Below are 14,871 nucleotides of genomic sequence, written 5' to 3'. Positions count from 1 at the left end.
ACGTCACACATGTTTATTAAAAATGCTTGGTATGTGGCATGCCGCCCAGAAGAAATTCAAGATAAACCACTTGGTCGTACAATTTGTGGCGAGAAGATTGTTTTTTATCGTGCAAAAGAAAACCAAGTAGCAGCCGTTGAAGATTTTTGCCCGCATCGCGGTGCCCCCCTATCCCTAGGCTATGTGGAAAATGGAAATCTGGTCTGTGGCTACCACGGTTTAGTCATGGGGTGTGATGGAAAAACTGTTTCTATGCCAGCCCAGCGCACCCACGGTTTTCCTTGCAATAAAGCGTATGCGGCGATTGAAAAGTTCGGGTTTATTTGGGTTTGGCCAGGTGAACAAGCGTTGGCCGATGAATCAAAACTTCCAACGCTAGAATGGGCCGAACATCCTGAATGGAGCTATGGTGGCGGCTTATTTCATATCCAATGTGATTATCGCTTAATGGTGGATAATCTCATGGATCTGACACATGAGACCTATGTTCACTCAAGCAGTATTGGTCAAAAAGAAATTGATGAAGCACTACCTGTGACTAAAGTGGACGGTGATCACGTCATTACTGAACGTTATATGGAAAACGTTATTGCACCACCATTTTGGCAAATGGCACTTCGTGGCAACAATTTAGCCGATGATGTGCCTGTAGATCGTTGGCAGCGCTGCCATTTCTTCGCTCCAAGCAACGTACATATTGAAGTGGGTGTCGCACATGCGGGATGTGGTGGATATGATGCACCGAAAGATAAAAAAGTATCTTCAATCGTCGTAGATTTCATTACACCTGAAACCGAAACTTCGCACTGGTATTTCTGGGGAATGGCACGCAATTTCCAACCAGACAATGTCGAACTCACCGATGAAATTCGTGAGGGCCAAGGCAAGATCTTCACTGAAGATTTAGAAATGCTAGAACAGCAACAACAAAATATTTTAAACAATCCGCACCGAAAATTACTAATGCTTAACATTGATGCAGGTGGCGTACAGTCACGCAGAGTTATTGATCGCCTGCTTTCTGAAGAAAACAAAACGACTCCCGATATACCTAAGCAGAAGTTTCCCAATATTCGTGTGATTTAAAGGAAGATGAACATGGACGTAATCATTCAGAAAATTCATCAACTCACCCCCTCGATTCGTGCATTTGAACTCGTTTCAGCGAATGGCTCAAAGCTTCCCGCTTTTGAAGCAGGCGCACACATTGATGTACATCTTAAAAATGGTTTAACCCGACAATATTCACTTTCGAATTGTTGCAGTGAGCGACATCGCTATGTCATTGGTGTTTTACATGATACTCATTCACGCGGTGGGTCACGTTGTATTCATCATGAATACCATGAAGGCGACCATTTACAGATTGGGGAACCACGCAATTTGTTTGAGATCCAATCCAAAACCAAACAAGCCATTTTATTTGCAGGTGGTATCGGAATCACCCCCATTTTATCGATGGCATATCGACTTAAATCAGCACGAATCCCGTTTGAGTTACATTACTTTGTTCGCAGCCATGACATGATTGCTTTCCATGGTAATTTAACCGAGCATTTTAGCAATCAAGTCCATTTTCATATTCAAGATCAACCAGGTACTGGTTGTGATATGTCACATGCACTGGAGCAAAGTTCTCCTGATAAACATTTATATGTCTGTGGCCCTACAGGTTTTATGGAATTTGTTATTAGCTCAGCTTTACAAGCCGGCTGGTTGGCAGAACAATTACATCAGGAACATTTTGTTGCTCAAATCGCGGATACTTCCACGAATGAAACCTTCACCATTGAGGTTAAGGGCACAAATCGTCAAATCGAAGTCTTAGCTCATCAAACCGCAACCCAAGCCTTAATTGAACATGGTTTTGATGTGCCGATTTCCTGCGAACAAGGTATCTGTGGAACATGTATCACTCGTGTGGTTGATGGCATTCCAGACCATCGTGATATCTTCATGACGGATGAAGAGCATGCACTTAATAACCAATTTACCCCTTGCTGTTCTCGAGCAAAATCAGGAAAACTAGTGATTGAACTTTAATGTATTGAGTTCCTTTTAAAAATGGTTAAAAGGAACTCTTTAATCTTGTTCACTTAGAATATTTTTTAAAGTTTCACCCAAAATCACCACACTACTGTGCTCACGCATTAATGTTTCTGCACGCCCAGCTTGACGGTGGAGCAAAGCATCATAAATGGAACAATGCTGTAAATGCGCATAATGCAGTCGACGGTACTCCGACAAAGCTTGGGTCTGATCATAAGTAATTGCTTGTGCCGAAGCCATAGGCAATTGATTATTTTTGGCTAAGGCTTGTAGCAAGGCTACATTTTGCGCTCCTTGAATAATCGTATCGTGAAAAATTACATTAAAGTGGTGATAGCGCTCTAATTCAGCATCACCAAATTCAGTATGCTCATTAAAAAGCTGTTCTATTTCCTGAATGCATTCTTGCAAGGTGAGTTTTTGCTGATCAGTTAATCCTTGCTCTGCTAATGTTTTTGCCGCCAATCCTTCCAGTACACCACGCACCTCAAGCGCATCGTGAATAAGCTTCTCAGAAATCTCTCTCACGGTATAACCCCGTGTTGGATTTTTAATCAGCAAACCTTCTTGTTCAAGCAGGCGAAATGCCATTCTGATGGGTTGCCTAGAAACTCCAAGCAAATCAGCTGTTGGAATCTCTGCAAGTCTAGTACCGCCTTCAAACTCTCCTGCAATAATCATTTTTCTGAGTTTAATTAAAACTTGTTGTCCTGAAGACATGCTGTTCCACACACTATCGCAAATTATCTTTGATCTTCGATGCTAGCAAGTTCACTAATAAAATGAAAATAATATTTTCCTTAGAGGCGCAATTAAACACATCAAATAAACAATCCCATGCCTCAATAAAGCATGGGATTTAAGCTATAGTTAATTAATGAATTTTACCTTCAACAAGCTGCTGATTAAGTAGCGTTTTAGCTTGTAATTTCAGTTGATCTGCTTGAACCGATTTGCCAGCTACTGATGCAGCCTCATCATTAAAATAGCTAAAATGCGACTTCTCATCTTTCTTGGCAAATTTTAAAGCAACTACTTTATTTTGATTAAATGCCTGATTCCATGCAGCTCTTACCGCACTCCAATAAGCTGCATTTTCTTTCCAATAATCATAAGCAGGTTTGAAATCAAAATTACCCACTTTATTGTATTGATTCACCCCCAACTCACGCGCAAGTGCAGTCTTGGTCTTGGTATCAAATTTAATATTATCTTGCTCATGCACCCAGCCCGTTGCAGTTAAGGCATGGCGATTAATACCAATAATCACATCGTAATCATTCCGAATGGTATGCTCACGACGTGGCAATGGTCGATAAGTTTCATTCGAGACCCATTCAACCGCTCCATTATTTTGCGTCCACTGCCCTAGACCTGCATATCGAGGAGAGTCGTCCACTTGCCAAACAGTTTGTAACCACTTGCCTTTAGTTTCTTGTTTCTTTAATGGAATACTTTGCCATTTGTAATCGCCAATATAACTCCACATGTGTTTAGGTTCATATTCCCAGTCCTGACGCCAATGCTTAACAACATGCCCACTTGCAACCAAAATATGCTGTAAAGAAACTTTGTTGGCTGTATTTTCAAGCACAATTACGGTTTCATAGCCACTTGACAAGTCATCATCTTTGATCGAATAACCATCTTTCAATGCATACAGCTCTTCAAAACGAAAATCAACTCGATACTCACCCGCCATTTTCAATATTGCTTGACGAGCTTGTTCTTGGGTTAGGTTTTGATGTAAAGATGAGTACTGTAATGCCTCAGCTAATTTAGCTGGTTGCTGTTGAGCATTTGCATTTACCCCCCCCAAAGCCAATACTGCGACTAAAACATAAGACAAATTAAGTTGCATAAAAACGTCCAATCCTATTTAAGATACTGATTTAAATCAACAAAAATAAAACACTCATGTAAGTGTTTGTGTCTTTTTGAAATAAATATTTAAGGTATTGTAAATTATTACGATAATCATTACCATTTACATTATGAAATAATTTTCATTAGTGATCATATTGTGACTATTCAATCTCCCCCATGCTTATCTAAACCATGCTTTTTATTTACGTCTTTACTTGCCGTGGGCTTAGTTTCTACCCATACACAAGCGGATCAAAATTCACTTCATGCCGCTCAACAGTCAACACCACATGTATTGGATACGATTGTTGTTACTGGTACACGCTCAGAAAAACGCTTATTGGATAGCCCGATTCGGACAGAGATCATCAATCAAGATGAATTAAAACGCACCAACGCCACGACCCTAAAAGATGCTTTGAAAAATATTCCTGGAATTTTATTACGAGAAATTCATGGTAAATCAGGTTATGAAATTTCATTGCAAGGTCTGAGTAGCGATCAAGTCCTCGTACTCATTGATGGGCTACCATTAGCGGCAAGCACAGGTTCAACCGTTGATTTAAGTCAATATCTAATTGGTGGTATTGATCATATTGAAGTGATTAAAGGAGCCGCATCAGCACAATACGGCTCATCAGCGATGGGCGGTGTGATTAACATCATCACAAACAAAGTCCAAGAAGGTATATCTGTTTCAGGACAAGTCGATATCGGTTCTTATGGCAAACAAAATGCGAATGGAAAATCAGCCTCAATCAACAACCATCATCAAAAAATCAGTATTGAAGCAGCCAATGCCACACTGAAAGGTCGTTTGCTAGCAGATCAACTCAGCAGCGATGGCTTTGCAGTTAAACCGAGTGATTATCCATTGCAAGGGGATGAACAAAAACGTCAACAATACACGCTTTATGGCGCTTGGCAGCCAAATGATCAGTTCATGTTATGGACCGATTTCAATCAATATAAAGAAAAAGATCATCAAAAAGATTTACTCTTTGTCTCTCCTTTCAACTTAAAACAATACAAAGTTGAAGACATTGAACGTCAACGCATCAGTGCAGGTTCACAACTGCAACTCTTAGATTTAGGCAAAATTGATTTAAAGGCTGTCCATGAAACCTATGATACAACTTCAGTTCAAACTGTAGATGGTTTTCTATCCGCACTGCGTAACTCAAAACAAGAAAATAACCATTTCAGTTCACAATTTTCATTCCCGACTTGGCATAAGCAAAATTGGCAATTCGGATATGATTGGCACGAAGAAAAACTAGAACAAAGCAATAACGGTAAGTTTGAAATGCAAGGCGGTAAAGCACAACGCGATCGCCATGAGTTTTATCTACAAAATGATCTCAATCTACTCAAAAATCTAGATGCAGTGTTAGGCTGGCGCTTTCAAAATGATGATGATTTTGGCAACCACAATGCCTTTAAACTCAGTACAAAATATCGCGCTTATGACCACAACAATCTTTTGGCTGATCTGCGTTTTAGCTACGGTCAAGGCTATCGCGTACCCAATTTAAAAGAACGTTTTTATTCTTTTGATCACAGCCACTTAGGTTATGTCGTCATTGGCAATCCCAACTTAAAACCAGAGTCATCGGATAGTTACCAACTCGGACTTAGCCTTGTTCAAAATGAAGTATGGAATGCTGACATCAATCTGTTTTGGAATGATGTTAAAGACCTCATCCAAACAGACTATGACAATGCAAGCAGCAACAACGGCATTACCCTATACAGCTATAGCAATGTCGCAAAGGCTCAAACCAAAGGCATTGAAAGTTCAGCACAATGGAAAATATCCCCGTCTTGGTCACTAAACGGCGCTTATACCTACACCGAAGCAAAAGATAAAACCCTAGGTACTTTCTTAACCCGCCGACCAAAACATATCGCGCGTCTAGGTAGTGATTTTGCACTCAATGATCATCTTGATTTGACCATACGCGCCCGTTATCAAAGTGAAGAATACACCGATAACAGCAACAAACTTCGTTCTCCAGATTGGTTCAGCATCGACACTCAAGTTGATTATCAAATCAACCCGATGATCAGCACCTTTGTCGGCATCGACAACATTTTTAATGAACAACGTGATTTCTCTGCCCCTGTCGATTATCGACCACTTGCTGGTCGCTATAGCTACATGGGTGTGCGCTTTCACTGGAATAATTTTTAAAGGATCAATAAAGTATGTCTAATCTAAGCACACATTTTTGCAAACTTTTTACACTAAGTACCTTAAGCGCTTTACTGATCGCGTGCGGTGGTGGTGGCGGAAGTGGTAGCAATAACAATACATCAAATAACGGTTCCAGCAATACCGACCAATTTAAAATCAAATCAGCGCAATGGACGATTACACCCAGTGCAAATTCTTCCTATTGCTATGACATTGACACGCAAGCAGAAGTTTCATGTACAGCATCGGATTGGGATTTGCAATTTGCAATGGGTACACGTACGCCAATGTTATTTACCAACAGTGGTGTGAGTGGATCTGGTAATGGCGGAGCACTCTATTCACCCTTCTCAGCAACATGGGAACAACTCTCAAAAGAGCTGGATGCAACCCAAGGTGGAAGTTTACCAAGTCAAGCTTGGAATATAGATGCCTACAGCAATGCATTTATGGCAACGACAAATGGTTATAACAGCTTTTTGGAATATAATTTATTTGGTGATCATCGAATGTCACCAAATTTTAAAACCTTTTTAGTGACAACCAATACTGCTTCCACCAATGTAATAGGTACCACAGATCAACCCGTATTTGCGGTACAAATCTACAACTACTACCAAGGAACTACGTCAGGATATGTTTCGATCCGTTATATCGACACTCGGTATCCGAATGATGTCAAAACCTTAACCGTTGATGCCACACAAGGCTGGAACTATGTTGACCTTGTCAGCGGCACCACAACCAAAGATACTCAAGCAAAATGGCAACTCGCATTTAATCGTTACTATGTGCAAGTAAATCAAAATATTGGTAGTGCAGTTGCATCCCAACCTGAAGGATTCTACTCTGCTGAAGGCAAAGTCATCTTAGATAAATTCAAAGATATCAATGCCTATGCGAGCACTGAAGCAGACCTCAAAGCAGCTATTTCAGCAAAAATAACGCGTTGGGGGTCTAATACCATTAGCTCTATCCTGAATCCAACACCTCAAGAAACTTCTTCACAAAAACTATCGTATGGCTGGTATAACTACTATCCAACGCTGGCGGCTGCTCAAGCAGATGGACTACAAGCGATGCATACCATTAAAGCAGACCCTACTGGAGCAAGCATGATCCGTAGTAACAAAGGTAATAGCTATGCACGTATGCATCTCACCGATATTCGTTATGCAGATCCAATGAACAATAAGAGTGCGACCACATGGACCTTTGAGTTTGATATTCAACCAGCAAAATAAACCATAAAAAACGGAGCAATGCTCCGTTTTTCTTTAGATTTAATTCAGTAATGGTATCGCTTTACGCAATCTTATTGCCAATTCTTTTAAGCCATAATTGACAGCTACCACCAACATAAAGCCAATCAAGAAAGCCCCCATGATATCAAAGGGGAAATGTACGCCGACATAAATTCGAGATAATCCAACCACGAGACTCAGCACTAAGCCGATACCGCCAATCAGCTTAAATCCAGCCATCAAATATGAGCATGCAATGATCACCATCGTCAAGGTATGCTGACTCGGAAAGGATGAACTCGAACCATGACCGATCAATTTATGTCCCACCCCAAATTGAAATGGGCGTGGATGATGATAGAAAGTATCCACTAAATCACACAATAACAACGATATAAGAACGATGAACAATGTTTTTGCAAACACTACATTGTAGATTTTCCACTGCACAACCAATAAAAACACAAGAAAACTGATAAAGACTGTGTTTAAATCATCAGCCAAGAATATCGCTATTTTGTCTAAAATCGGATATTTCAAAGCAAAAGAATTTATACAATGAAATAAATGAAGGTTTAAATTTTCAAAAATCATCTCAAGTCTATTTTTGATCAATGAATGAGTTCCAATAATTGTACAACAGTAAGATGAACGAATGATGTATTCGATTCTCCAAACCCAAGCCATTGAGATGAAATATTTAGAATATTTAAACAATCGAGATAATGAAGTATAAAAGGAGCAATGATGAATTCCCCACATTCACAGTCATCTGAGCATACTGCTCATGAAAAGATGCAGACCATTTTTACCCAACAATGCGCGGCTTTCGATGCTCAACCCTATCCAGACCTAGACACACGTCGCAGCAAATTATTTAACCTCAAAAAACAGATCATTCGCTATCAAGATGCGATCGCAACAGCGATCAACACAGACTTTAGTTCACGCTCACTAGACGAATCCAAACTACTGGATTTACTGGGTTCAGTATTAGAAGCAGAACATGCGATTCGTCACTTACGTAAGTGGATGCGACCGAGCAAACGCAGTACTGAATTACTTTTCCTATCCAATCGTTTACGTGTGCAATACCAGCCCAAAGGCGTTGTGGGTGTTGTGGTACCGTGGAATTTCCCCGTTTATTTGGCGCTCGGTCCTCTCGTTGCAGCGATTGCAGCAGGCAATCGCGTCATGATCAAACTTCCTGAGATTACCCCAGCCACCAACGCCATGCTCAAAAGAATGTTGGCTGAAGTTTTTAGTGAAGATGAGGTATGTGTATTTGGTGAGGAAATCACTGATCCATCACTCTTCACATCGCTACCGTTTAACCACATCGTCTTTACTGGCTCACCTGCGATTGGACGTGTCGTGATGCGCTCAGCCGCAGAAAACTTAACGCCTGTAACACTTGAATTAGGTGGTAAGTCCCCTGCACTGATTAGCCGAAATTATCCATTAGCCGATGCAGCAAAACGTATTTTGCATGGTAAAGCCACCAATTGTGGTCAGATCTGCGTTTCCCCTGACTATGCGCTAGTGCCTAAAGAAAAAGTTGAGCAGTTCGTGCAGGAATGTAAAACCAATTTCACGGCGATGTATGGCAACAATATTCACAATAATGACAATTACACTTCTATTGTAAATGACCGCCATTTAAAGCGGATTCAAGAAATATTAGAAGACGCAAAAACCAAAGGTGCTCAAATCATTGTGTGTGGTGATTACGACACTGAGAAAGATGCGCGCCGTATGCCAGTGCATATCGTACTGAACTGCACAGCAGAGATGCGCATTTTAAAAGAAGAGTTGTTTGGACCTGTACTCCCTGTTGTTGCTTACGACACCTTAGATGATGCGATTGATTATATTAAAGTGGGTGAACGTCCATTAGCCTTATATTGCTTTACTCATGACGCCACAGAACGTGATCACATTTTAAAACAGACTCACTCTGGCGGTGTCACCATCAATGACTGGGGTTGGCATGTTGTCAACCATGATGCACCATTCGGTGGGATCGGCAACTCAGGTATGGGTACATATCATGGTGTAGAAGGTTTCCGAGAACTTTCACATGCAAAAACAGTCTTTATTCGACATCGATTCTTCCCAACCCAATTATTTTATCCACCTTATGGTACATGGGTACAAAAACTCGCTTTGCATTTCTTTTTGAAAAAAGGCGATCCAAATATTAAATAACCTTCAATAATAAAAAGCCTCATTCAGAGGCTTTTTATTATGTGTATGAACAATGGATTACTTCACAACACCATCTTGTTGATATCGAGGGGATCGTGGTCCATAGAGCAAGCCCAAACCCGGATTATGCTGCGTCGGTGTAAATAATTGCGTATTCACAATCGTTGCTAAAGGATAAGCACGATCATTTAAACTACCCGCAATTTGTTCAACCAATGCCCCAACAAGTGCAGTGAGTAAATCATTGTTGCCATTATTACTGGATTGAACCGCCTTTTTCTCACCTGTCCAAAGCGTCTCATTGGTTTTTAAATCAACTAGCTTTGCCTCTACACTCACCGTCGCAACACTTTGGATGACTTGATATTTAGAGCCATATTCTTTAATTCGAATATAAAGTGCAGCATCAGCACCAAAAATTTCGTGTAATTTCTGAGTCGGAATGCTTTGAGCATCATGACCATTGGTCACGCCATTCTCTTTAAACATCGAATCAACCACAGAAATTGGAAAGACATAATAACCTGCTTCAGCAACAGGTGTGATCACAGTTGGCCAATAGCTATAGGTTGCCTTCACATCTGGGGAATCATTGACAGGCGGTAACACCAAAATTGATTTTGGCATATGCTGCTTATACACAGTCATATCTTTATTCACTGCAGGAGAGGATGCACAGCCCGTAAACACCAAACCTGTGAGCAAAAGACTCGCAACTAAAAACGTCTTGATCATGGCTGTGTCGATCCTACATTGGCATTCATTTTCTGCAACAAACGATCCATCAACACGGTTGATTCTGGATAAACTTGTCGTTCCAACTGGAAATATTCAACTGCTTTTTGCGCATTGTTCTGTTGTAAAAACAACAACCCTAAATGCGCATAGAGTCCCGGTGGAACAGCCAAATTTTTCGCTTTTGCTTTTTCTATTTCCGCTTCTAACTTGATGATTTGTGCATTGGGTGTGGCTTTTTCTGGCGCGTTATACATCAAATAAGTCTGTTGCGTATAAGACCCCCAACTGTATAAAGGTTGAGGTCCAGCAGCACAGCCAACCAATCCAATACTCATCAGACTGGTGAAAAGAATTTTTTTCATTTTTACAGCGACCCTGTCTTATTGTGCAGTCCAACGGTTATTCTGAATATCGGTAACCAAATTGTTGACTGCTTCACGTACCGCTAAATCAAGTACCTTACCGTTCAAGGTTGAGTCATAAGAAGCTGTAGAACCAAAACCAAGTACTTCGCGCGCGCTCAATGCATATTCGCCCGCACCTTGCACTGAATGCACGATCTCTGATGTTTTCACATCCACAATATTCAAGTTCACTTTGGCATAAGCAATTTGTTGTTTACCTCGTCCCAAAATCCCAAATAATTGCTGATCACCAACTTCTTTGCGGCCGAACTCAGATACATCACCTGTGAGCACATAACGCGCGCCTTTGATCGCTTGAGTGGTATTGCTATAACCTACTTCTTGTTTGAGTTCAGACAAGTTATCGCGGTTTAAAACCGAGAAATAACCAGTTTGCTGTAGGTGAGTTTCTAAAATGGTTTTCGCTTGTCCACCAAGACGATCGACATTGTCCGAGAATATTCCTCTCATATAACTTGAACGATTATCAAACTTACCAATCGAAACAGGTACTTTCGCTCCGTTATATTTAATTTGTTGTACCGCGGCCGTCACTTGTGGGCTTTGAATTGATTTTGATGTTTCTGTGGTTGAACAGGCCATTAAGCCTAAAGAACTAAATGCCGTAATCACTAATAATTTTTTCATTGTTGCTCAATCAAAATAAAGATAAAAAAAACCGTAAAATTATAGCTTAAAAACGTTTAACCACCTAACAATTTACAATTCAAGCATCCATTTAAATCAGAACAAATCATTTTATAATCCAATCAATTAGATCGACTTAATCGACACTATTCGCAAAATCGCAAACCAACTCCAGCAATCGTAAAAATATAATGTGGCGTTGCGGCAGAATCACCAATTTTAGTTCTAAGCTTTTTCAGTAAAATTCTGAGATAGTGAGTATCTTCTTCATGGGTGATGCCCCACAACTCATTCATAATTTGTTTTTGCGTCACTATTTTGCCTTGATGGCGGATCAACAATGCAAAAAGCTGAAATTCTTTTTTGGTTAAAACGATTTCCTCACCAGCAAGTTTCACGACATGCTCAGCGACATCGACAAATAATTGCCCATCATTAAAAATGATATTGTGTTCTGATTGCTGTGATTTATTACGAAACAATACACGGATTCGAGCGCATAACTCCTGAATACTAAATGGTTTGGTCACATAGTCATTGGCACCCGCATCCAGTAGCTTAATTTTTTGATTTTCATCGGGTCGTGCTGAAAGAACAATGACTGGAATATCGGACCATTGCCTCATTTCAGTTAAAACAGCTTGCCCTTCCATATCAGGCAGACCTAAATCCAAAATCAATAAATCTGCACCGCGAGTTGCTAATGTCTCCAACCCTTTCATACCAGTTTCAGCAACATGCACTTGATAACCTTGAGCACGTAAGGCGATATCTAGAAATTTTCTGATTTGCGGTTCGTCATCAATAATAAGAACCGACGCTTGTTGATTAAATGTTTGTGGCATACAAATGATTTTAATCCTGATGTAACGGTAATCGTATTCGAATTAAGGTACCTTGACCATATGGTCCAGCATGGGCTGTAATGCTGCCCATATGTGCACCAATAATCGCTTTGACGATAGCAAGACCTAAACCTGTTCCAGTTTTACCACGATCACCACGTTGCATGGTATAGAACATATCAAAGATTTGCTCTCGCTCATCTTCAGGAATCCCAACACCTTGATCTACGATATCTATTTGAAGTTCAGTTTCATGCTGCTGGATCTTTACTTCAATTGGAATGTCATCGGGTGAGAACTTGGCAGCATTTTCCAAAACATTGAAAATCGCCTGTTCAATCAAAGCAGGATGCACATAGAGTTGCGGCAAATCTTGGTGAAAAGACACTTCAATATTGATATTCGGCTGATAACGTTTGAGTCGTTGGGTTGCAGAACCGATCAACTCATCCACCCCAATCCAAGCTCGACTGAGCGTCAAACCTTGATGACCCAATCGCGTCATATCGAGTAAGTTTTGAATATAACGATCTAAACGTTCCCCCTCGATATGAATCGTATCCAATAAATCGTGACGGTCAGACACCGACATCTGTTCACTATAATATTTTAAACTGTCCGCAGAACCAATCATCGCAGCCAATGGTGAGCGTAAATCATGCGAAACAGATGACAATAAGGCTGAACGTAACTTTTCAGTTTCAGCCACGACCCGAGAGTTTTCCAACTGTAATGACAACTGCACCCGAGACACAGTTTGAGCAATATCATCAATCATCAACTCAGCCAAACGTTGTTGTTCAAAGCTGATGGTTTGGGGATGTTGGTTAAATTGAATCGCAATAACACCATATCCATCAACTAAATGAACTGGATTGAACCACCATTCCGACTGAGTCAATGTATTGGTAAAACGCCCGCAGGGTTTAGCATTTTTTTGCGTCCAGTCTGCTGCGATTTGATCTTTTTTATTCAATAAAGAAGCTGTCTCACCTAACTCTTGAGTCCCTATTCTCAACCAAACTGCTGCATTTAAAGCGCTTTCTAAATGTTGTTTCGCCACATTTAATACTTGCTCAATATCAACACAACTTGAGAGCTTCCTTTCCAGTTCTTGGAGTTGTAAGGAAACTGAATTTGCAGCACGTAAACTCAATACTTGAGCACGTAACTGATTTGCCAAACGTCCAACCAATAATGCTGTGACGATAAATGTCACAATCGTAATCACACCACGTTCGGCACTGACTCTAAACGTATAGCGAGGGTCAATAAAAAAGTAGTTATAAAGTAAAAAACAAATAAATACCGTCGCGATGGTAATCACCATCCGCGCTCGCATAGCGACCAAAAGTACGGTAACAATAAAAATTAAAGCTAAATCACTATAACCAATAAATCGGTCACTCACGACCGCAGCAAAAAATCCAAGGAGAACGATAAAAATACTTTCAATCATTTCACGTTGATTAAAAGCGAAACCTTGCTCGAAAAATGATTTACTTGAAGCATTCCCTTGCTGTTGATGATCATTCTGCCTATCCTTCAACGGCTGAACAAAAGTGATCTCAAAAGGATGCTGTTTTTCTAAGAGTTGATCGGCAATATGATCTGAAAATAGTCGCTGCCACACTGATTTTTTGGGGCTCTTACCGAGCAAAATATTCGATGCGCCATAATCATAAGCCGCTTGTAAAATACTTGAGGCGATATGATTGCTATAGAGCAAATAAGTATCTGCACCTAACTTACGTGCCAAATTAAAAGCTTTAGTGACTGCAAAGGTTTGCGTGTCTTGATATCGACTCTTTTGAATCGACATCACGCTCCACGTTGCATTGCGTCTTTCTGCGATTCGATGTGCTCGTCTGACCAAATCCTCTGAAAACTCTGAACCATCAATCGCCAGCATGACATGATTTTGGATCGGAATAATTTGCCCTTGAGCAACAAACTTTTCTCGATAATCAATTTCCACTTGTCCAGCGACAGTTTGAATTGCTAAATCACGTAACGCAGTCAAATGTGCTGGCTTAAAAAAACCTTGCAAAGCATGCGGTGCAACATCCGCTCTATAAATTTTTCCGTGATTCATCCGTTCCAACAATTCTGGAACGGGCAAATCAACCAAGCGAATATCTTTCAGACGTTTCAATAACGCATCGGGAACTGTTTCACTGACTCGAATCCCTGTGATTTGATAGACCACATCATTCAAACTTTCGAGATGCTGGATATTTAAAGTGCTATATACATCAATCCCAGCATCAAGTAATTCATTGACATCTTGCCAACGATATTCATGGCGACTATTGGGTACATTACGATGTGCCAATTCATCAACCAACACAATTTCAGGTTTTAAACTCAGTATGTGATCGAGATCCATCTCATCCAAAGTTCGATCCTGATATTCAACATTCTTCCTTGGTATAACATTGAGCCCCTGAATCAAGCGTTCCGTATCAGATCGACCATGTGTTTCCACCACGCCCACAACCACATGATGACCTTGTTGCATCAACTCATGTGCTCGGGTCAGCATAGCATAGGTTTTACCCACACCTGGCGCTGCACCCAAGAAAATGGTTAAACGTCCAGATTGTTCACGCTGACTATGTGCCAACCATGCATCAGCTTTATTGTTACGGTCAATCTGCATAAAGTTTGCT

General features: G+C 40.6%; 13 protein-coding genes. 5 read left to right on the top strand and 8 right to left on the bottom strand.

All coding sequences use genetic code 11. From position 1 onward, the window contains the following. The first annotated feature begins 9 nt into the window (after positions 1 to 9). Positions 10 to 1,086: an aromatic ring-hydroxylating dioxygenase subunit alpha gene (locus MMO38_RS01305; protein WP_241322190.1), complete on the top strand. Its 1,077-nt coding sequence runs from the start codon at positions 10 to 12 to the stop codon at positions 1,084 to 1,086. Between the two features lie 12 nt (positions 1,087 to 1,098). Next, positions 1,099 to 2,043 carry a PDR/VanB family oxidoreductase gene (locus MMO38_RS01300; protein WP_241322188.1) on the top strand — a complete coding sequence of 315 codons (945 nt, stop codon included), beginning with the start codon at positions 1,099 to 1,101 and terminating at the stop codon, positions 2,041 to 2,043. 39 nt (positions 2,044 to 2,082) lie between these two features. On the opposite strand, the gene MMO38_RS01295 is transcribed toward MMO38_RS01300, so the two are convergent. Together MMO38_RS01295 and MMO38_RS01290 are read right to left on the bottom strand one after the other, a co-directional pair. Continuing rightward, positions 2,083 to 2,781 carry a GntR family transcriptional regulator gene (locus MMO38_RS01295; protein ID WP_241322187.1) on the bottom strand — a complete coding sequence of 233 codons (699 nt, stop codon included), beginning with the start codon at positions 2,779 to 2,781 and terminating at the stop codon, positions 2,083 to 2,085. Between the two features lie 142 nt (positions 2,782 to 2,923). Then, positions 2,924 to 3,910, bottom strand: a complete 987-nt coding sequence (locus tag MMO38_RS01290) for a DUF6607 family protein (RefSeq protein WP_005195482.1) — start codon at positions 3,908 to 3,910, stop codon at positions 2,924 to 2,926. A 147-nt stretch (positions 3,911 to 4,057) separates the two neighbouring features. Between MMO38_RS01290 and MMO38_RS01285 the strand changes: the two genes are divergently transcribed. Continuing rightward, entirely contained in the window at positions 4,058 to 6,109 is a 2,052-nt protein-coding gene (locus MMO38_RS01285; protein ID WP_241322278.1) for a TonB-dependent receptor, read from the top strand. 14 nt (positions 6,110 to 6,123) lie between these two features. Next, positions 6,124 to 7,356 carry an HmuY family protein gene (locus tag MMO38_RS01280; protein ID WP_241322186.1) on the top strand — a complete coding sequence of 411 codons (1,233 nt, stop codon included), beginning with the start codon at positions 6,124 to 6,126 and terminating at the stop codon, positions 7,354 to 7,356. Positions 7,357 to 7,395: 39 nt separating this feature from the next. Here the strand turns inward: MMO38_RS01280 and MMO38_RS01275 are convergent, their stop codons facing one another. After that, entirely contained in the window at positions 7,396 to 7,950 is a 555-nt protein-coding gene (locus MMO38_RS01275) for a phosphatase PAP2 family protein (protein ID WP_241322185.1), read from the bottom strand. Positions 7,951 to 8,103: 153 nt separating this feature from the next. On the opposite strand from MMO38_RS01275, the gene MMO38_RS01270 reads away from it, so the two are divergent. Continuing rightward, positions 8,104 to 9,564 (top strand): coniferyl aldehyde dehydrogenase, encoded by a 1,461-nt coding sequence (locus MMO38_RS01270; RefSeq protein ID WP_241322184.1) that lies wholly within the window; start codon positions 8,104 to 8,106, stop codon positions 9,562 to 9,564. 57 nt (positions 9,565 to 9,621) lie between these two features. On the opposite strand, the gene MMO38_RS01265 is transcribed toward MMO38_RS01270, so the two are convergent. The 5 genes from MMO38_RS01265 to MMO38_RS01245 form a co-directional block, all read right to left on the bottom strand. Next, complete coding sequence (locus MMO38_RS01265) at positions 9,622 to 10,299, bottom strand: GNA1162 family protein (protein WP_241322183.1); 678 nt, start codon at positions 10,297 to 10,299, stop codon at positions 9,622 to 9,624. After that, positions 10,296 to 10,664 (bottom strand): DUF4810 domain-containing protein, encoded by a 369-nt coding sequence (locus tag MMO38_RS01260; protein WP_121928639.1) that lies wholly within the window; start codon positions 10,662 to 10,664, stop codon positions 10,296 to 10,298. Before MMO38_RS01260 ends, MMO38_RS01265 begins: the two co-directional genes overlap by 4 nt. A gap of 18 nt (positions 10,665 to 10,682) precedes the next feature. Continuing rightward, the gene (locus tag MMO38_RS01255; protein ID WP_241322182.1) at positions 10,683 to 11,354 is read right to left on the bottom strand and encodes a CsgG/HfaB family protein; all 672 of its coding nucleotides are present in this window, start codon (positions 11,352 to 11,354) and stop codon (positions 10,683 to 10,685) included. 146 nt (positions 11,355 to 11,500) lie between these two features. After that, positions 11,501 to 12,199: a response regulator transcription factor gene (locus tag MMO38_RS01250; RefSeq protein WP_005195468.1), complete on the bottom strand. Its 699-nt coding sequence runs from the start codon at positions 12,197 to 12,199 to the stop codon at positions 11,501 to 11,503. 10 nt (positions 12,200 to 12,209) lie between these two features. Then, positions 12,210 to 14,861 carry a sensor histidine kinase KdpD gene (locus tag MMO38_RS01245; protein WP_241322181.1) on the bottom strand — a complete coding sequence of 884 codons (2,652 nt, stop codon included), beginning with the start codon at positions 14,859 to 14,861 and terminating at the stop codon, positions 12,210 to 12,212. Positions 14,862 to 14,871: the final 10 nt, after the last annotated feature.

Origin of the sequence: Acinetobacter sp. NIPH 1852 (assembly GCF_022549455.1) — a bacterium.
GTDB lineage: Bacteria > Pseudomonadota > Gammaproteobacteria > Pseudomonadales > Moraxellaceae > Acinetobacter.
Note: the sequence above shows the minus strand (reverse complement) of the source record. Positions and strands in the feature narration are given on the sequence as shown.